Below are 19,571 nucleotides of genomic sequence, written 5' to 3'. Positions count from 1 at the left end.
AACTGTTCTACTAGGTAAATTAAGTCGATGCCAACGAGAATCTTTCACATTTTTAATGAAAATGCTCGTTTGAGAAGGAGTTTGAAACAGGAATAGAGAATAATACATACACGAAAGGAGGAGTTTTGATGAATTACAACATCCGAGGCGAGAATTTGGAAATTACTGATGCTCTCCGGGATTATGTGGAGAAAAAGGTCAGTAAGTTAGAGAGATATTTCGATACAGCTCCTACAGCTGATGTCTATGTGAAAATGCAGGTGCTGAATATCGATCAAAGTATCGAGGTAACAATTCCAATGTCTCAGCTTCTTCTCCGAGCTGAAGAAACACATACTGATATGTATGCAGCCATTGATCAAGTAGTTGAAAAATTAGAACGTCAGATCCGCAAGCACAAAACACGGGTCAATCGCAAGTTCCGCCAGCAAAATGGCGAAGCAAAGCAGACATTTCGAGATAACATTGAAGAATTAAATGATGTGAACTTCGATGAAGATACAGGCATCGAGGAGAACGAGGATTCAATTGATATTGTGCGCACGAAGCGTTTTGATCTAAAGCCGATGGACGCTGAGGAAGCGGTGTTGCAAATGGACATGCTTGGCCACAATTTCTTCGTCTTCTCTGATGACGTAAATGGTGATACGCGAGTCGTTTACAAACGAAAAGACGGCCGCTACGGCTTGATTGAGCCGGAATCTTGATTCGGCTTTACGAGGTTAAGTAATTGAAAATGAAACGCTGAAAGGAACGGGTTGCTGCCCGTTCCTTTACTAGTTCTATAGTAATTTGGTTGCGCAGTGCCGCACCCAGTTTGCGTAGTGAAATGCGCTGGTTGCGCAGTTTTGCGGACTTGTTGCGTAGTGCCGTTCCGAGTTTGCACAGTCTTGGCCGTTTCTTAACAATCACGCCCCGGCCATGCGCAGTGATGATCTACACTTAGTCCGTGAATTCCACATTCTGAGTACAGTGTCGCATCACTAAAGGTGGAGAGGAATGTATAGTATGCCCTCCGCTCAAGATGTGAAAAATCATCAAGACAAGCTATAAAATTATCTGTGTTGGTTTCGTCACCTTCGCTTTCACCTTCTAATAGGGCGTTTCCCCTCTTTCTAGGCTTTTCTTGTATCCGTCAGGACAACTTGATAAAATGAAAGTAATTGTGACGAAAGTTCGCTCGTCAAAAAATAGGCGACCTACTCAGATGAGAGAGGACGATGATAGTAAGATGATCGGCTTATTGAAAAAAGTCATTGGAGATACAGACCAACGTGTTGTTAAAAAGATGGAAAAGAATGCAGAAGCGGTGAAATCTTATGAAAACGATATGCGCAAGCTCTCGGATGACGGCCTGCGCCAGAAAACGGAAGAGTTCAAGGAACGATATCAAAACGGTGAAAAGCTAGAGGACCTTCTGCCGGAAGCCTATGCCGTCGTATGCGAAGGCGCGCGCCGCGTGCTTGGCCTTGATCCGTACCACGTGCAGATCATCGGGGCTATCGCTCTCCACCGCGGCGAAATCGCCGAAATGAAAACCGGTGAAGGGAAGACGTTAGTCGCAACCATGCCTGTCTACTTAAACGCGATCACCGGCAAAGGCGTTCACGTCGTTACCGTAAACGACTACCTCGCTCGCCGTGACAGCACCGAAATGGGCAAACTCTACACTTTCCTTGGCCTCACCGTCGGCCTCAACCAAAAAGGCATGTCCAAAGACGAAAAGCGCGAAGCCTACAACTGCGACGTCACGTACGGAACAAATAACGAATTCGGCTTTGACTACTTGCGTGACAACATGGTTCTTTATAAAGAAAAGATGGTGCAGCGCAAACTTCATTTCGCCGTCGTCGACGAAGTGGACTCCATCTTGATTGATGAAGCCCGAACGCCTCTCGTCATATCCGGCTCTGTCCAACAGTCGACCAAGCTGTACGGCTATGCCGACCAGCTTGTCCGTCATATGATTCAAGATACGGACTTTACCATTGATGAAAAGCGAAACAACGTCCAGCTTACTGAGGACGGTGTCACTAAAACGGAACAATTTTTCCAAATTGATAACCTGTTTGACCAGGACAACGTGCAGATTACGCACCACGTAAACCAGGCGCTGAAAGCCCATCATACGATGCTGCGTGATACCGAATACGTGGTCGAAGACGGCGAAGTCGTTATCGTTGACCAGTTTACCGGCCGCCTCATGAAAGGACGCCGCTACGGAGACGGGCTTCATCAGGCCATCGAAGCTAAAGAAGGGTTGCCGATCCAAAAAGAAAGCATGACACTTGCTTCGATTACGTTCCAGAACTTTTTCCGCATGTACGACAAACTTGCCGGCATGACTGGTACTGCGAAGACCGAGGAAGAAGAGTTCCAAAACATTTACGCGATGAACGTAACAGCGATTCCAACCAACGAACCGATCATTCGTGAAGACAAGCCTGATTTAATTTACAAATCCCAGGAAGGTAAATTCAAGGCTGCTGCCAATCATATCGAAGAGCTTCATCAAAAAGGACAACCTGTACTTGTCGGTACAGCCAGTGTGGAAACGTCTGAGCTCGTTTCGCAAATGCTGAAAAAGCGCCGGATTCCACATAGTGTTCTCAATGCGAAGAATCATGAGAATGAAGCTAAGATTATTGAAAATGCGGGCGAAAAAGGCGCGGTCACGATTGCGACCAATATGGCCGGACGCGGAACGGACATTAAACTAGGTGATGGCGTCGTTGAACTTGGTGGATTGTTTGTCCTCGGTACGGAACGCCATGAAAGCCGCCGCATTGATAATCAGTTGCGCGGTCGTTCTGGACGTCAGGGTGACCCGGGTGCTTCTCAGTTCTATCTTGCTATGGAAGACGATCTTATGAAGCGTTTCGGTTCAGACAATATGTCAAACATGATGAACAAGCTCGGCATGGAAGAAGATCAGCCGATTGAAAGCCGTCTTGTCAGCCGTGCGGTAGAACAAGCCCAGAAGCGTGTGGAAGGCCATAACTTTGATGCCCGGAAGCAGATTCTTCAATATGACGATGTCATGCGGGAGCAGCGTGATATTATCTATGCTCAACGCATGGAAGTACTTGAGTCTGAGGACTTAAGCGAAATTGTCCTGCGTATGATGAATAGTGTCGTGGACAGCAGTGTTGCTGCACATACGCCGGATGAAGAAGTGGAAGAAGATTGGGACCTTGAAGCGATTGTTAATTACTTGAATGGAAACGTGCTTCACGAAGGCGATGTTGAAGTGGCTGATTTACGCGGCAAGGACCCTGAAGAAATGAAAGAACTGATCAAGGAAAAGGTCAAAGCTAATTATAAAGCAAAAGAAGAAGAAATCGGCGCTGAGAAGATGCGTGAATTCGAAAAAGTAATCATGCTGCGCACGGTAGACCGCAAATGGATGCACCATATCGACCAGATGGACCAACTCCGTCAGGGGATCCACTTGCGTGCGTATGGACAGAGCAACCCGCTTCGGGATTATCAATTTGAAGGATACAACATGTTTGAAGAGATGGTTGCTTCCATTGAAGAAGAAGTCTCCACGTACGTCATGAAAGCGACCATTACCGAAGAAGTAAAGCGGGAAAAAGTCTCGGAAGATGAAGAAGCGAACCACGGCAACAATACAGACAAGAAACGAGAAAAGAATAAAAAACGCCAGCCGATTCAGCGTTCGTCCATTGCTAAACGCAATGACCCGTGCCCGTGCGGAAGCGGGAAAAAATATAAGCAGTGCTGCGGCTCGTAGCATGATACAAAGAAAGTCAGCAGAAGGCTGACTTTCTTTGGCTAGTGGTGAGCTGATCCTAATTCATTGCTCGGCTAAGCGGTGGAACAACGAAAACAGCCTTCTGTTAGGGCAGCCCTTCCCGAGAAGACTGAACCATTGCCCGCAGAAAGCGTACGCCGGACAACGCCCGCTCCTGTCCCGGGAATGGCCGCTACTAGCTTTTCTTTAAAAGAAAAAATTTAGAAAACAGCCTCAGAAAAAGAAGTAGGAGTGTTTCACATGGATCAAGCGGATATCAGGCATGAACTTGAGAGCATGGCTAAGCGATTAGCGGACTTTAGGGGGTCTCTTTGACGTCGAAGCGAAAGAGGACCGCATCGCTGAATTAGAGCAGAAAATGACAGAACCAGGCTTCTGGGATGATCAAGCTCAGTCTCATGAAGTGATTCAAGAAACAAATGGCTTAAAAGAGCTCGTCAACGGCCTTAAAGGGCTGGAAGAAGAGCTTGATAACTTAGAAGTGACGTTTGAATTGGCAGCAGAAGATGAAGGGCTAAAGGAAGAGCTGGAGCCTGGAGTAAAAGAACTGGCGCAGCGCATTAATAACTTCGAACTCGAAATTCTTTTAAATCAGCCATATGACAAAAAGAATGCAATTTTAGAAATTCATCCAGGTGCTGGTGGTACGGAAAGCCAGGACTGGGCTTCCATGCTTTTGCGCATGTATACGCGTTGGGCTGAATGGCGCGGCTTTAAAGTCGAGACCCTTGATTATTTGCCGGGGGATGAAGCGGGCGTAAAAAGTGTAACGCTTATGATTAAAGGCCATAACGCCTACGGTTATTTGAAAGCGGAGAAAGGTGTGCACCGGCTTGTGCGAATTTCACCGTTTGATTCTTCCGGGCGTAGGCATACGTCGTTTGCCTCTTGTGATGTACTTCCAGAGCTAGATGATGATGTTGATATTGACATCAACACGGAAGACTTAAAGATTGACACGTACCGGGCAAGTGGCGCCGGTGGCCAGCATATTAACACGACAGATTCAGCGGTGCGGATCACCCATGAGCCGACCGGAGTAATCGTACAGTGTCAAAACGAGCGTTCGCAAATCAAAAACCGCGAGCAGGCTATGAAGATGCTGAAGGCCCGTTTATATCAGTTGGAGATTGAAAAACAGCAGCAGGAAATTGATGACTTGCGCGGGGATCAGGGAGAAATCGCCTGGGGCAATCAGATCCGCTCGTACGTTTTCCATCCATATAATATGGTGAAAGATCATCGTACCAACCACGAAGTCGGCAACACCTCGGCTGTGATGGACGGAGCCCTTAATGGTTTTATTGATGCTTACTTACGTTCAGCGATGGATAGATAATTGACAAAGATGAAGCGGCCAGAAATGGCTGCTTTTTTAATGACAAAACGAGCATGCATGATTTAACAAGGTAACGCGTCAATCAGCTGTTATTTACTTCCTTTTATCCCCTTGCTATACTACGTAGCGGTTTAATTATCTTGATATTGCACAACGTAGAAATAGCTCATTGAGGAGGTCCCTATATGATGGTCGCCTTGCAAAAACGGCGCGAACCGCTTTCACCCCGTACCCTCTTTTTATTAAATATAGGTTTAATCTTCACCGGCTCAGCCATTGTCGCCATCGCTTATAATCTTTTCTTGCTGCCAAATCGGATTGCTTCCGGCGGTGTAAGCGGGTTTGCGACAATTATTTATGACGTCTTTGCAATCTTGCCTGCGATCACGCTCTGGTCGCTTAATATTCCACTCTTTTTGCTCGGTCTCTTACTACTCGGTGGGTTGAAATACGGGGCGAAAACGATTATTGGCACGCTCTTTTTGCCTTTTGTCGTTTACTTAACGCAGGATTGGTCCCCTGCCACCACCGACCCATTACTTGGAGCCATCTTTGGCGGCATCGGCGTCGGTCTAGGGCTGGGACTTGTTTTTCGCGCCCATGCCTCAACCGGCGGTACGGACCTGGCTGCTCAAATTATTAATAAATACACCGGCGCTTCTCTCGGCGCATGTGTCTTCGTCATGGATGGCCTGATCGTTCTTACTTCAGCGTTTGTGTTTAGCCTCGAATACGCACTTTACGCCTTGATTAGCTTATTTATCACTGGAAAAACGATCGACCTCGTCCAAACCGGACTCGGCTACGCGAAAATCGCTCTAGTCATTTCGGAAAAAGAAGAGCAGGTCCGTTCTGCGATTTTATATGAGATCGATCGCGGTGTCACTCGACTCGATGCACAAGGAGGCTATACAGATAAGAAGCGTCCAGTGCTAATGTGCGTCGTTGACCGACATGAGGTCACAAAATTGAAACAAGTTGTCGAACACGTTGATCCGGCGGCATTTGTAATTGTTACCAATGCCACCGAAGTACTTGGAGAGGGTTTCAAAACGTGAATTATCGGGTATACTAGACGGGTATTGACATCAAGTATTTATAGATAAAGGAGGGTGTGTACATCATGAAGAAGTTTCTAATGGTCATTGGAGGCGCATTACTCGTTCTTGGGGCCTGTGGCGATGACGAAGCAGGTGAAGCACCGGACGCTGTAGATGAAAACGGCGTAGATGAAGAAGTCGAAGACGACGATGATGAAAACGGTGAAGAAGAGGAAAACGGTGACGCCGAAGAAAATGGTGGAGATACTTATGACGCAGACGAAATGCATCAAGTCTATGAAGAAAACTGCTTATCTTGCCATGGCGACAACCTAGAAGGCGGCGGAGCAGGCCCTGGAATCGACGGAATGGACGAAGATGAAGTTCTTACCGCGATTGAAGAAGGCCCTGGCAGCATGCCAGCAGACCTGGTAGAAGATGAAGAAGCTGAGCAGCTCTCAGCATGGGTTTCCGATCAGTAAAATAGAAAAGCGGAGGGCGCCTGAACATTGGCGAAGGGCCCTTCTTCACCGCCGAGGAGGCTGTTGCCGCCGCAGAGCGGGGAAAAGGGATCACAAGCCAATAGCGCCCGCGGCTAGACAAAGAAAAGCGGAGGCGCTTTGCATAGCGGCGTCGCACGGTTCTTAACCGGCGAGGAGGCGCCTGCCTTTACTTTTCAGGAGAGAACCAGCCGCGGCGACGGCAGGTTCTCTCCTATAGTCTTACGGGCACTCGTGCCGTTATTTTAAGTTTTTCCCTGTTTTTTCACATGTAACTGCCTCTCTTCCATTAAACCCTTCAACATCCACTGTATCTCGTAATTTTTGTGCAAATTGCGTAACGGATGTCCGCTAGTTTGACCGATCCCCGAATATCGTTATATAACGGAATATCTGTCCGTTAACAAACCGATTGCCTCCCAATTTTACTTTTCTCCAGTTTATTAACTTTTCCAAATCCGCTCTATGTGCGTTTTTCACTCCGTAACAATGACCTATGCCTATCCTTCACCGTTGCCTTTTGCTTCTTTACAACGATTTTTTTCTTCGATATGTTTAAAATATTACCTTCTCTGCAATCTAAGTGACAAAGAAATGTTATGTTTTTTTAGCCTCAATGAAATCTTTAAAGTGATATAATGATAGAGGATTTAGCACAATTCTGCACGTTTGTTTAGTTAATAGTTTCGAAGTTTGTCTATATTAGGCGGCCATAGCAAAAGGCGTTTCATTAAAAAGAGCTTCTCTTTCATCATCTGACAAAAAACGCGATCTGGAAAGAGGAATTCTCGTTTTAATAGCGAAGAGTTGAAATGGTGCCAAATAGCTAGGACTTATGCATGGTGTCTGGTGTTACTAAAAAGTTTAGCGTTATAAGCTCATCTAGAATAAAACAACTTAGATTTTGATTGCTTGAGGACGGGATGCGACTTGATCGAAATGCAAAATGTAGAAAAAACATACCGCAATGGTGTAAAAGCTGTAGGCGGCATTGATGTTTTTATTGGAAAAGGTGAATTTGTTTATATTGTCGGTCCAAGCGGTGCCGGTAAATCCACCTTTATTAAGATGATGTACCGTGAAGAAGTACCCGATAAAGGCGTTATTTATATTAATAAGACGAATTTGGCTGAATTAAAGCGTCGTCATGTTCCTTATTTACGCCGCAATATCGGGGTGGTATTTCAAGATTTTAAGCTGTTGCCAAGACTTTCTGTCTTTGAAAATATTGCTTTTGCCCTTGAAGTTACCGAAGAGAAAAGAGAGGTTATTAAACGGCAGGTGATGGAAGTTCTAGACCTTGTCAAATTAAAAAATAAAGCTCGTTTCTTACCCCAAGAATTATCAGGGGGAGAACAACAGCGCATTTCCATTGCCAGAGCGATGGTGCATCGCCCCGCTGTCTTAATTGCGGACGAGCCTACCGGTAATTTAGACCCTGATACCGCTTGGGACATTATGTCGGTTCTTGAAGAAATTAATCAACGGGGGACAACCGTAGTGATGGCTACCCATAATCGTCACATTGTAAACACGATCCAACGCCGTGTCATTGCCATGGAAAACGGCCGCATCGTTCGTGACGACTCAAGGGGGTATTACGGTTATGAAGGGTAGAACATTTACTCGTCACGTTAAAGAAGGCTTTAAAAACATTGGCCGCAATGGCTGGATGAGTTTCGCTTCCATCAGCGCAGTAACGGTCATGCTGCTGGTCGTCGGAGTTTTTCTCTTATTGATTGCAAACATCAATTATATGATGACTGAAGTGGAAGAGGATGTCGAAATTCGCGTGTACATGGATCTGACAGCTGATGAAGAAGATCAGGTAGAGCTCGGTGATAATATTGCTTCGGTAGATCATGTCGAGTCGATTACATATTTACACCGAGATGATGGATTAGACGAATTTATCGATAGCGTTGGGGAAGAAAATGCTGAGCTGTTTGAATCATTGCGTGATGAAAATCCACTGAATGACGTTTACATTGTCGAAGCGGAAGAACCACATTTAACGGAGACTGTAGCAGCAGACATTGCTCAATTTTCACACATTGATGACTTGGATTATGGTGAAAGCGTCGTAGAACAGCTCTTTGCCTTCACAAATGTCATGCGGATTGCTGGAGCGGTATTGGTGCTTGGTCTTATGTTTACCGCGATGTTTTTAATCTCGAACACAATTAAATTGACGATCATTAACCGAAGAGATGAAATTCAAATTATGAAGTTGGTTGGAGCTACCAACGGCTTTATACGCTGGCCATTTTTCATGGAAGGGCTCATGTTGGGTGTTATAGGATCGATTATCCCGATCGCGGCTATCATTACCGGCTACACCTATCTTTACGAAACGGTTCGTGAAGGTACGATGCTCTCCTTTATTAATCTCATGCCGATTCAGTCCATTGTTTATGAAGTGTCAATTGTACTTTTCATCATTGGAGCAATTGTAGGTGTATGGGGAAGTTTGAATTCAGTACGCAAGTTTTTAAAAGTTTAAGTGGGACGAGCTGCTATGAAAATGGGAAAATAGCAGCCTCCGTATCATTAGTTTGCTTGGTAACTAGAAGAACGGTCATTTGTTTTTTGAAGATGGGAGGAAAAGGACAAGATGATGCAACGGGTGACGTTAAGTTTGCTTGGAATTACATTAATAGGGTCAGGAATCATGCAGGGGCTGTCTGCGAACGGTGTACAAGCAGAAACAGACCTTGAAGAAGAACTGCGGGAAATCCAAGAAGACCGCGAACATAAAGAAGATGAAGCAGAACGGACAGAAGAAGAAATCGAAGCCGTTGAAGAAGCGATGAATGAGTTAGAGGAAGAAATGCGGGAAGCCGACGAAGAGATCGCGGAAACGACTGCTGAAATACGCGAACACGAAGAAGAAATCGAAGAGACACGAGATAATATTGAGCGGTTGGAAGCGGAAATCGAAGAAATTGAAGGACGTATAGAAGAACGAGACGAACTTTTGCGAGACCGGGTCCGTTCGATGTATCAAAATGGAGGCGACATTGAATATCTTGAAGTGTTGCTTGGGGCCCAAAGTTTTGGAGATTTTCTAGACCGTGTGTCCGCATTATCAGCTATTGCTGAGCAAGACCAAAGCATTATCGAGGAACATGAAAAAGACCATGAAATGTTAGAAGATCGAAAACAGCGTGTCGAAGAAGAACTAGAGACACTTGAAGGGTACCTGGCAGAATTAGAGACGTTAATGGATACACTTGAAGAACAACGTGAGGATAAGGACGAGCTCATGGGAGACCTTGAAGAAGAGGAAAGTGCGCTTGTTAAAACTCTTGGTGACACGGAAAATGAGGCCGAAATATTAGAAAGACAAGAAGAAGCAAAAGAAGCAGAAATTGAAGCCTATGATGAAGAACAACGAGAACTAGAAAGACAGGAAGCTGAAGAACCGTCGACAGATAGTGCTTCTTCTAGTGATGCCCCTTCCGCTTCTAGTGGCGGTGAATTGATGATGCCAGCAACTGGCCGTCATTCCTCAGGATTTGGCGAGCGTTGGGGAGACATGCACTACGGGCTTGATATCGCCCAGGGCGACCGCTCAAATGTACCAGTTGTTGCAGCCGAAGCAGGCACAGTGATTGAAGCCAGATATATGAATGGGTATGGAAATACTGTTTTGATCACACATAACGTGAATGGCGAGACGTTGACGACACTTTATGCTCACCTTGATTCTAAAGATGTCTCCTCTGGGGATCGGGTCGAACGAGGAGAAGAAATTGGCATTATGGGTAACACCGGCTTTTCCACAGGTCCGCACTTGCATTTTGAAGTTCATGAAGGCGGTTGGAATCAAGCGAAATCAAACGCCGTCGACCCGGTGAAGTATCTAGAGTAGAGTTTCCTGTATCACGGAGAAACGTTGCGTTGTACGCTTTAGCCTCCTCGGGGAGCCCACTGGGTCTCAACTCCGGGGAGGCTTTTTACACCGTAAGAATGTATAATTAGGTGAAGGGAACGGTAGACGTGCAATGAAGGCTCAGCCTACGCCGTAGGCTTGACTTGCCCAAGTTTTCTTTTGACGCCTGCGTTAAGCGGGCACCCCGAGGCCTGAAGCGAAAATCAACAACAACGCTTACCAGACTTAAAAGAAAAAGTAGATGTTTGAAAGAGCATCTGCTTTTTTATCAAAAGCAAAAGCGTTCAACAACTGGTATTTTGCGTAATAAATAAAAATATGGTTTAATGAAAAGGTACATGTCATACATTGAAAATACACATAACGTTTATGTCATAAAAGGTAAGTTGATTGTTTATGAGCCTTGCGATGTTTACAAATAATCTTCTATGCTGCCAAGTCAATACACGCATTACAGTTTGTTGAAGTGATTACGCTTCGCTTTTATAAACTCTTCGTATACAGAAGATGGACCCAGGTACAATTAAGGCATTGCACGAACAGTGTGGTGCCTTTTCTTTCAATTATAGAGAGGTGGAACAACAATGGGCATTCGAACTCGTTGGGTCGCAGCAGGAGCGGTCTCAGTATTACTTTTAGGTGCGGGAGGGCTCTATGCATTTGTTGGTGATGACGGGGGACAAAGTGGAACTGCTTCAAATGGTGAAGAGGAAAGCACCTCGGAATTAACGCTTGAAGATTTAGGGCTGGATGAAGAAACAGCAGAAGAGATGGACTTTTCTAAAGTGGAAGAAGCGTTTGAAGTGATACAGTCTCAATACGTTGATGAAGTCGATGAAGAGGATTTAATTCAAGGCGCTATTGAAGGAATGGTTGAAGGGTTGGATGATCCATTTTCTGATTATATGGATGCAGAAACGGCCGATCAGTTTATGGAATCATTGGATTCCCAATTCGAAGGGATCGGTGCTGAAGTGAGCATGGAAAATGGTTATGTGACCATCATGTCTCCATTTCAAGATTCCCCTGCCGAAGAAGCTGGACTGCAGCCAAATGACCGGATTTTGGAGATCGAGGGAGAAAGTACAGAAGACCAGTCATTAAATGAAGCTGTCCTTGATATTCGCGGGGAAAAAGGCACGACGGTGACGTTGACGATTGATCGTCCTGCAGCCGATGACCCCTTCGAGGTGGAAGTGGAACGAGATGAGATTCCTGTTGAGACGGTAACTAGTGAAATTTATGAACTGGATGGTTACCGACTTGGTGTGCTTGAAATGACTTCATTTTCAGAAGAAACGGCTACTGAGTTTGAAGAACAGCTAGAAGAACTGGAAGAAGAAGATATTGACGGTTTGGCCATTGATGTTCGTGGTAATCCTGGCGGATATTTGAATAGTGTTGAAGATATTGGCGATTTAATCGTTCCAGGCGGGGAACCAGTCGTACAAATTGAGGACCGAAATGGGAACCGCGAGCCTTATATCTCTAACCTGGAAGAAGAAAAGCCGTACCCGATTGTGACTCTTATTAATGAAGGTAGTGCTTCTGCCTCTGAAATTCTGGCAGCTGCACTAAAAGAAGCCGGAGACTATGATGTGATTGGGGAAACGACCTTCGGTAAAGGCACGGTCCAGCAAGTGATGCCATTTGATGATGGAAGTGAATTGCAACTTTCTATGTTCCGCTGGCTCACATCTGCGGGCAATGACATTAACGAAGAAGGAGTAGAGCCGACGATCGAAGTGACGCAGCCAGACTTTTTCTATCTTCCTGCCATTTCAGTAGACGAAGAGTTGGGCTATGACGATACAGATGACCAGATAGAAATTGCCCAGGAAATTTTAGCGGCAACCGGTCACGATCCTGGCCGCAGTGACGGATACTTCGACGAAGCAACAGAAGCAGCTCTTCAGTCGTTCCAGGCAGAGGAAAATGTTGAAGCCACTGGAGTGCTTGATGAAGACACCGCTCTTCTTTTGCATCAAGCTGTATTAGAAGAAATCAGAGATACGGATAATGACCGTCAGCTTGAAGAAGCGCTTAACACCTTGCTTGAACAACAATAATAGGCCAAAAGCAAACAATTCGAATCTCTAAGCAGGATAGGCATCCTTTTTGTCGAATACATTCACAGCCAAGCCTGTGAATGTATTCGTTTTTTACACCGTAAGAATGTATAAATAGGTGAAGGAAACGGTATACGTGCAACGAAGGCTCAGCCTGCACCATAGGCTTGCCTTTGCCAAGTTTTCTTTAGAATAGTTTTGATTAAGGGAGAGAGATTATTGAAGGTGAAGGTTCGAGATAGTCATCTGCGGAACCTTGAGGAAAGAGAGGTCAAGGAGGACTATTAACACTATTCTTTAAAAGCACCTAAAGGTAAGATGAGAATAAGCCGCTCAGTTTGATGAAAATAACGGAGGTCTTTTCACTAGCGGTGCAAATGTATGCACAAGACGAGGTGCTCGGAAAATGTGCTCCTGGTTGCGTGATAGCGTCTTCAACCACTCCCTTCCGCAGACGAGCCATTTGACCTGTTATAAGCTCAAGGCGCACCATCCGTTTCAAAAGGCTGCCAGCCTTTCGCTAGCAGCACGAATATATTTAACTGGCGAGGAGAAAGTAGGAGGTACGCTAAGGACGAGGCAAAAGGCTGAGAGCTGCTAACCACAGCGCTGGACAGACAGAGAAGCTCAATTGCCTGACCAAGCTGTTCGTTTCCCCTTGCCACTTACATATCCAGTTACAAAACCGCTACCATGCAACATAAGAGTCGCGATAATACAGGAACGGAAAGGAGACGCGGGTTATGGAATACATAGTTTCAGAATTGTTTTATGGGCTTATGCGTTTACTTGCTCATCCACTCCCTTACATTTTGCTTGTAGCCATGATGCTTCTTGCTTATAAACGCGTCAAGCGTGAGCGTCAGCAATTCCATGTTCGAGTTCAGCCTGAGTTTTTGGATGTTTTCCCTCCGTTGTTTGCAGGACTCTGTTTGGGGGCGTTCCTGTCTATTCTTACGTTTGTTGCCGGACTTTCTACCACGATGGCTTTCATTTGGTTATTGACCTTTGTCACTGTTGTGCTCCTGCTTGCAGGTCCACGTTTTCTTTCTCCTGCTGTTGTCTTAGGAGCGACTGTGCTTTTAGCTCTGTATTTACCTTTGCTTGAAGGTGCAACCGGGTATGAAGCAGTAGACCACTGGTTAGCGGGTATTGGAGAAGCTCCTCTTTTGCCAATCGTTTCACTTCTGGCTCTTTTTGTTTTTCTAGAGGGGCTGTTAGCCATGCGACAGGGAAAAACTGCTGCTCCAGTCCAAAAGCGCAGTTCACGTGGTAAATGGGTTGGCGGTTTCGAAGTGAAAAGACTCTGGCCGCTTCCAGTCGTGTTGTTTTTGCCGGGAGGTATGCTCGAACCAATAGGCTGGTGGCCGCTTCTCCCCGTAGGAGAGGAAGGTTTGGCCGTTTTCATTGTTCCTTTTGCTATCGGAATGCAATCGCTTGTTTTTCGTGAACTCCCTACTATTGTTTTAAAACAAGCAGGCTTACGTGTGATTGCACTTTCCTTTTTATTGATCGGCTTTGCGATTACTGCTTGGTTTGAACCACTATTTATAGTTGTTACTGCAGTCGTTGCTATCGTGGCTCGGATTGGACTGCTCTGGTTTGAGTATGTAAAAGAAGCAAAAGCCGCCCCTTACTTTTCCCCGCAAACGGGTGGATTAATGGTCTTAGCTGTGTTACCAAACTCTCCTGCTGAAAAGATGGGACTTCAAAGCGGTGAAGTGATAGTGAAAGTGAACGGGGTTACTGTGTACGGGGCTGCTTCTTATTATCAAGGCATTCAAGAAAACTCTGCTTATTGTAAAATTGAAGCGGTGAATCTAAATGGAGAAGTACGTCGGCTAGAAGGCTCTGTCCATGCCAGTGCCCATCATGAATTAGGCGTTCTCTTTGTAAAAGAAAAGGAAACAAATACTCCTGCAACTCAAGAAACGGCTGCAGAAACCGGACACACATCATAAGAATGTATGTTCGGTTTTTTGTTTGAATTGCTTCAATCTGTGGTATACTATAAATATGTAAAAACGTAAATAATAGTGGTTATAGAAGAGGTGGTTCGCGGTGACTGAAACGTTTGAACTGGTTTCCGACTATGCTCCAGAAGGGGATCAACCTAAAGCAATTGAAAAACTGACAGAAGGAATCACAAATGGCAAACGTCATCAGACGCTGTTAGGAGCTACAGGTACCGGCAAAACGTTTACCATTTCCAACGTGGTTCAAAAGGTTAATAAACCAACGCTGGTGATGGCTCATAATAAAACACTAGCGGGCCAGTTATATAGCGAATTTAAAGAGTTCTTTCCTAATAATGCAGTCGAATATTTTGTTAGTTATTATGATTATTACCAACCAGAAGCGTATGTGCCGCAGTCAGACACATACATTGAAAAGGACGCAAGCATAAATGATGAGATTGATAAGCTGCGCCATTCGGCCACAAGCTCTTTATTTGAGCGGAATGATGTTATTATCGTGGCCAGCGTTTCTTGCATTTATGGTCTCGGTTCGCCGGAAGAGTATCGGGAGCTTGTTGTGTCCTTACGTACCGACATGGAAAAAGACCGTGATCAATTACTTAGAGATTTAGTAGATATTCAATATGAAAGAAATGATATTAATTTTACGCGTGGGACGTTCCGGGTGCGTGGCGATGTGGTCGAGATTTTTCCGGCCTCGCGCGATGAACAATGTATTCGAGTCGAGTTTTTCGGTGATGAAATTGACCGAATGACCGAGGTGGATGCGTTAACGGGGGAAGTGCGTGGAGAGCGGACGCACGTGGCGATTTTTCCAGCTTCTCACTTCGTTACGCGTGAAGAGAAACTAAAGCGTGCGATTGTTAATATTGAGCAGGAGCTAGAAGAACAGCTCTCAGCTTTACGGTCGCAAAATAAAGAACTAGAAGCCCAGCGCTTAGAGCAACGAACACGCTACGATATCGAAATGATGCAAGAAATGGGCTTTTGTTCCGGGATCGAAAATTATTCCCGCCATTTAACGTTTCGAAATCCTGGGGATGCACCGTATACACTACTCGATTTTTTCCCCGATGATTTTCTCCTGGTGGCGGACGAATCACACGTGACACTTCCCCAGGTGCGGGGGATGTACAATGGGGACCAGGCTAGAAAACAAGTATTGGTCGACCATGGTTTCCGCCTGCCGTCTGCGATGGATAACCGACCGCTGAAATTTGAAGAATTCGAACAGCGCGTAAACCAATCTGTCTATGTATCGGCAACACCAGGTCCGTATGAACTAGAGCATTCCCCGGAAATGGTGGAGCAGATTATTCGACCGACCGGACTTGTCGACCCGACCATTAATGTACGTCCGATTGAAGGGCAGATCGATGACTTAATTGGAGAAATCAATGAACGGCAAACACGAAAAGAACGCGTGTTGGTGACCACGTTGACGAAAAAAATGGCAGAGGACTTAACCGATTATTTAAAAGAAGTCGGCATTCGGGTAAAGTACCTGCATTCAGATATAAAAACGCTAGAACGAATGGAGACCGTCAGACAGCTACGTTTGGGTGAGTTTGATGTGCTCGTCGGTATAAACCTTCTTCGGGAAGGACTCGATATCCCGGAAGTCTCCCTAGTAGCCATTTTAGATGCGGATAAAGAAGGATTCCTCCGGGCAGAGCGTTCCCTTATCCAAACGATGGGACGTGCAGCCCGAAACGAAAAAGGCCATGTCATTATGTACGCGGATAAAGTCACGAAATCAATGCAGGTGGCAATTGATGAGACAGAGCGGCGCCGCAAAATTCAGCTTGCTTACAATGAAGAGCACGGCATTACACCTCAAACTATTAAAAAGGCAATTCCTGAGCAAATTCAAGCTACGTATGCGGCGGAGGAAACTGAAACGAAGGCAGCTCCTGATGTCAGCAAGATGAGTAAAGAAGAGAAACAGAAAATGATTGAATCGATGGAAGCAGAGATGAAGCAAGCTGCCAAGGACTTGAATTTTGAACGGGCTGCGGAGCTTCGCGACTTGGTAATTGAACTTAAATCGGAAGGGTGACCCTCTATGGGCATGGACTATATTCAAATCAAGGGAGCTAAATCCCACAATTTAAAAGGGGTAGATGTAACGATTCCCCGTGATAAGTTTGTGGTATTTACAGGCTTATCCGGGTCAGGCAAGTCTTCGCTTGCTTTTGATACGATTTACGCTGAAGGGCAGCGGCGGTATGTGGAGTCACTCTCTGCCTACGCTCGACAGTTTTTAGGACAAATGGATAAACCAGATGTTGATTCGATCGAAGGGCTTTCTCCTGCCATTTCGATTGACCAAAAAACGACCAGTCGTAACCCGCGTTCCACGGTCGGAACGGTAACAGAGATTTACGACTATCTGCGTTTGCTGTATGCGCGCGTTGGAAAACCGATCTGTCCTAATCATGGCATTGAGATTTCGTCCCAGACCATTCCACAAATGACGGACCAGCTGTTTTCTTATCCGGAACGGACAAAAATGCAGATTCTGGCCCCCCTCGTCTCCGGTAGAAAAGGAACGCATGTGAAAGTACTAGAAGACCTTAAAAAACAAGGCTACGTACGGGTGCGAGTAGATGGAGAAATGCGGGAGATCGACGATGATATTCAATTAAATAAAAATAAAAAACATGACCTCGAAGCAGTAATTGACCGAATCGCGATTAAAGAGGGCGTTAAATCACGCCTGGCTGATTCATTGGAGACAGCAGCCAACTTAGGCGGTGGCCATGTCATTGTTGATTTAGTGGAGGGAGGAGAAGAGACCTTCAGCCAGCATCATGCTTGTCCACATTGTGGCTTTTCAATTGGTGAATTGGAGCCGCGGATGTTCTCTTTTAACAGTCCATACGGAGCCTGTTCAACTTGTGATGGGCTTGGCAGCAAGCGTGAAGTGGACCAAGAACTGGTCCTCCCTGATGAAGATTTAACGTTGCGAAAGCATGCCTTTGCCCCGTGGGAGCCGGGAAGCTCGCAGTATTACCCGCAGCTGCTTGAATCAGTGTGCAAGCATTTTGGCATCGATATGGACACACCGGTAAAAGATCTTCCACAAGACCAAGTGGATATTTTATTGCATGGAAGTGGAACAGAGCGCATTCGCTTTCGTTATGAAAATGACTTTGGCCGGGTAAAAGAACGGGATATTTACTTTGAAGGGGTGATCAAAAATGTTGATCGCCGGTATCGCGAGACTTCTTCGGAGTATATAAGAGAACAGATGGAGGGCTATATGGCTAGTACCTCTTGTCCGAGCTGTAAGGGGCACCGTCTTCGTCAAGAAAGTCTCTCCGTTCTAGTTGGAGGCAAGCATATTGGAGAAGTAACAGATCTCTCCGTAAAAGACGCAAACACTTTTTTTGAGAACTTGGAACTGAGTGAGAAAGAGCTTCAAATTGGTCAGCTTATTTTACGAGAAATCAAAGAACGGCTTAGTTTTTTAGTAAATGTAGGTCTTGAATATTTAACGCTTAGCCGTTCAGCTGGCACGCTTTCAGGTGGAGAAGCGCAGCGCATTCGCTTAGCCACGCAAATTGGTTCTTCTTTGATGGGCGTATTATATATATTAGATGAACCCTCTATTGGTCTTCATCAACGTGACAACAATCGCTTGATTCGTACACTGGAAAAAATGCGGGACCTCGGGAACACATTGATTGTCGTTGAGCACGATGAAGATACAATGCTTGCAGCCGACCATATTGTTGATATAGGTCCAGGCGCTGGCCGCCAAGGCGGTGAGGTGATTGCTGAAGGCACGCCAGATGAGGTCCAGCAGGTTAAAGAGTCTTTGACAGGTCAATATTTAGCTGGCGAAAAGTTTATACCGCTGCCGATAAACAGACGAAAGCCTACAGATCGCACACTTCAAATCAAAGGAGCGACTGAAAACAACCTCGTGAACACAGATGCTTCTATTCCACTAGGATTGTTTAATGCTGTTACAGGTGTATCTGGTTCAGGCAAGAGCACACTGATTAATGAGATTTTATATAAAGTGTTGTCACAAAAGCTGCACCGGGGGAAACAAAAACCAGGAAGGCATGACCGAATTGAAGGGATTGACCAGCTCGATAAGGTGATTGATATTGATCAGTCCCCGATTGGTCGAACACCGCGCTCGAATCCTGCCACATATACCGGCGTTTTCGATCATATTCGTGAAGTATTTGCAATGACAAATGAAGCCAAGATACGAGGCTATCAAAAAGGGCGCTTTAGTTTTAACGTAAAAGGCGGTCGCTGTGAAGCTTGTAAAGGTGATGGCATTATTAAAATTGAGATGCATTTTTTACCTGATGTATATGTTCCTTGTGAAGAGTGTGAAGGTAAACGTTATAATCGTGACACTCTTGAAGTAACGTACAAAGGGAAAAGCATCGCTGATGTTCTCGCCATGACCGTTGATGAGGCGCTTGAGTTCTTCGAAAACATCCCTCGGATCAGCCGGCGTATTCAAACGTTGCAAGACGTAGGGCTTGGTTATATAAAGCTAGGTCAGCCGGCCACTACCTTATCAGGTGGAGAAGCACAACGGGTTAAACTAGCTTCCCAGCTTCATCGCCGTTCAACCGGTCGCTCTTTGTTTATTTTGGATGAACCTACAACCGGTTTGCATGTTGAAGATATCAGGCGGCTGCTTGAAGTATTACAGCGACTTGTCGAAAATGGGGATACAGTCATTGTGATTGAACACAATCTTGACGTGATTAAAACGGTGGACCATGTCATTGATCTAGGACCGGAAGGCGGTGACCTGGGCGGGAAAATTGTCGCAACAGGTACGCCGGAGCAAGTGGCTCAAGCAGAAGAATCACACACGGGAACGTATCTTGGCCCAATTCTAGAGCGTGAAAAAAAGCGTATGCAAGAACGTCTGAACGCTCAAGAACAAATTGCTTCCCCGTAATGAAACGTATGTGAAACCAATGTGAGTTG

12 protein-coding genes are annotated in these 19,571 nt (G+C 45.5%); all 12 read left to right on the top strand.

Features of this window, described 5'->3' with window-relative positions; all coding sequences use genetic code 11:
- Positions 1 to 128: 128 nt before the first annotated feature.
- The 12 genes from hpf to uvrA all read left to right on the top strand — a co-directional run bounded on the left by hpf (position 129) and on the right by uvrA (position 19,542).
- A complete protein-coding gene (gene hpf / locus D469_RS0103350; RefSeq protein WP_018921953.1) occupies positions 129 to 707 on the top strand; it encodes a ribosome hibernation-promoting factor, HPF/YfiA family in 579 nt (192 codons plus the stop codon).
- A gap of 524 nt (positions 708 to 1,231) precedes the next feature.
- A complete protein-coding gene (gene secA / locus D469_RS0103345; RefSeq protein WP_026286083.1) occupies positions 1,232 to 3,757 on the top strand; it encodes a preprotein translocase subunit SecA in 2,526 nt (841 codons plus the stop codon).
- 261 nt (positions 3,758 to 4,018) lie between these two features.
- Positions 4,019 to 5,117 (top strand): peptide chain release factor 2 gene (gene prfB, locus D469_RS0103340; protein ID WP_156816884.1). Its coding sequence is split into 2 segments (ribosomal slippage): positions 4,019 to 4,090 and positions 4,092 to 5,117, totalling 1,098 coding nucleotides; the frame shifts between segments, so codons are not numbered across the junction.
- 185 nt (positions 5,118 to 5,302) lie between these two features.
- On the top strand, positions 5,303 to 6,175 hold the full coding sequence (locus tag D469_RS0103335; RefSeq protein ID WP_018921950.1) for a YitT family protein: 873 nt from the start codon (positions 5,303 to 5,305) through the stop codon (positions 6,173 to 6,175).
- Positions 6,176 to 6,240: 65 nt separating this feature from the next.
- The gene (locus D469_RS19480) at positions 6,241 to 6,639 is read left to right on the top strand and encodes a c-type cytochrome (RefSeq protein ID WP_018921949.1); all 399 of its coding nucleotides are present in this window, start codon (positions 6,241 to 6,243) and stop codon (positions 6,637 to 6,639) included.
- Positions 6,640 to 7,587: 948 nt separating this feature from the next.
- Positions 7,588 to 8,274, top strand: a complete 687-nt coding sequence (gene ftsE / locus D469_RS0103325; protein WP_018921948.1) for a cell division ATP-binding protein FtsE — start codon at positions 7,588 to 7,590, stop codon at positions 8,272 to 8,274.
- Positions 8,264 to 9,160 (top strand): permease-like cell division protein FtsX, encoded by an 897-nt coding sequence (gene ftsX, locus D469_RS0103320; protein WP_018921947.1) that lies wholly within the window; start codon positions 8,264 to 8,266, stop codon positions 9,158 to 9,160. The genes ftsE and ftsX overlap by 11 nt, the downstream gene beginning before the upstream one ends.
- A gap of 111 nt (positions 9,161 to 9,271) precedes the next feature.
- Positions 9,272 to 10,531: a murein hydrolase activator EnvC family protein gene (locus D469_RS0103315; protein ID WP_018921946.1), complete on the top strand. Its 1,260-nt coding sequence runs from the start codon at positions 9,272 to 9,274 to the stop codon at positions 10,529 to 10,531.
- A 605-nt stretch (positions 10,532 to 11,136) separates the two neighbouring features.
- Positions 11,137 to 12,621, top strand: coding sequence for a S41 family peptidase (locus D469_RS0103310; RefSeq protein WP_018921945.1), 1,485 nt, complete (start codon positions 11,137 to 11,139; stop codon positions 12,619 to 12,621).
- Positions 12,622 to 13,364: 743 nt separating this feature from the next.
- Complete coding sequence (locus tag D469_RS19475) at positions 13,365 to 14,582, top strand: PDZ domain-containing protein (protein WP_018921944.1); 1,218 nt, start codon at positions 13,365 to 13,367, stop codon at positions 14,580 to 14,582.
- Between the two features lie 100 nt (positions 14,583 to 14,682).
- A complete protein-coding gene (gene uvrB / locus D469_RS0103300; RefSeq protein ID WP_018921943.1) occupies positions 14,683 to 16,659 on the top strand; it encodes an excinuclease ABC subunit UvrB in 1,977 nt (658 codons plus the stop codon).
- 12 nt (positions 16,660 to 16,671) lie between these two features.
- The gene (gene uvrA, locus D469_RS0103295) at positions 16,672 to 19,542 is read left to right on the top strand and encodes an excinuclease ABC subunit UvrA (RefSeq protein WP_156816900.1); all 2,871 of its coding nucleotides are present in this window, start codon (positions 16,672 to 16,674) and stop codon (positions 19,540 to 19,542) included.
- The last annotated feature ends 29 nt before the right edge of the window (positions 19,543 to 19,571 follow it).

The organism is Salsuginibacillus kocurii DSM 18087 (assembly GCF_000377705.1).
Taxonomy (GTDB): domain Bacteria; phylum Bacillota; class Bacilli; order Bacillales; family Marinococcaceae; genus Salsuginibacillus; species Salsuginibacillus kocurii.
This window is presented reverse-complemented; position numbering and strand designations above follow the sequence as displayed.

Bases quoted from the DNA above. Each gene is read 5' to 3' on its own strand.
- D469_RS0103310 (WP_018921945.1), top strand. From the start codon at position 11,137: ATGGGCATTCGAACTCGTTGGGTCGCAGCAGGAGCGGTCTCAGTATTA.
- secA (WP_026286083.1), top strand. From the start codon at position 1,232: ATGATCGGCTTATTGAAAAAAGTCATTGGAGATACAGACCAACGTGTT.
- D469_RS19480 (WP_018921949.1), top strand. From the start codon at position 6,241: ATGAAGAAGTTTCTAATGGTCATTGGAGGCGCATTACTCGTTCTTGGG.
- uvrA (WP_156816900.1), top strand. From the start codon at position 16,672: ATGGACTATATTCAAATCAAGGGAGCTAAATCCCACAATTTAAAAGGG.
- hpf (WP_018921953.1), top strand. From the start codon at position 129: ATGAATTACAACATCCGAGGCGAGAATTTGGAAATTACTGATGCTCTC.
- D469_RS0103315 (WP_018921946.1), top strand. From the start codon at position 9,272: ATGATGCAACGGGTGACGTTAAGTTTGCTTGGAATTACATTAATAGGG.
- ftsX (WP_018921947.1), top strand. From the start codon at position 8,264: ATGAAGGGTAGAACATTTACTCGTCACGTTAAAGAAGGCTTTAAAAAC.
- D469_RS19475 (WP_018921944.1), top strand. From the start codon at position 13,365: ATGGAATACATAGTTTCAGAATTGTTTTATGGGCTTATGCGTTTACTT.
- D469_RS0103335 (WP_018921950.1), top strand. From the start codon at position 5,303: ATGATGGTCGCCTTGCAAAAACGGCGCGAACCGCTTTCACCCCGTACC.